This window comes from Oceanospirillum linum (assembly GCF_001995095.2).
Classification (GTDB): domain Bacteria; phylum Pseudomonadota; class Gammaproteobacteria; order Pseudomonadales; family Halomonadaceae; genus Oceanospirillum; species Oceanospirillum linum.
The window spans coordinates 1-403 of record NZ_MTSD02000198.1 but is presented as its reverse complement, the minus strand read 5'-3'; the positions used below and the strand labels follow the sequence as shown (position 1 = coordinate 403).

Annotated in this window: 1 protein-coding gene; it reads left to right on the top strand. The window is 45.9% G+C overall.

Annotation, left to right across the window (positions count from 1 at the left end):
* Window positions 1-403: methyl-accepting chemotaxis protein (locus BTA35_RS18325; protein WP_238377643.1), on the top strand; the 403-nt coding region annotated here is incomplete at both ends.

Below are 403 nucleotides of genomic sequence, written 5' to 3'. Positions count from 1 at the left end.
GAGACGATACAGCTATTACAAGCTGAGGCCGCATTAGTCGCACAGACTGTACAAAGTATTACCGAAGTGGCAGACCAAACTAATCTTCTGGCTTTAAATGCTGCGATTGAGGCCGCAAGAGCTGGAGATTCTGGACGAGGTTTTGCAGTTGTAGCAGATGAAGTACGTCAACTGGCCATTAAAACGCAAAAAGCAACGGAGCAAATTGTTCAGCGTATTGCACAAATTGAGAAATTCATTGATGCAACAGACCAGGCGATGCAGTCGAGCCAACACAAAGTACAAAGCAGTAGCGATCAAATCACCAATACGCAGCAACTTGTACAAGGGCTATGCAGCGCGTTGAATCAATTGTCTGAGCAAAACCAACAGCTGCAACAGCAACAGCAACAACAGAGCAACG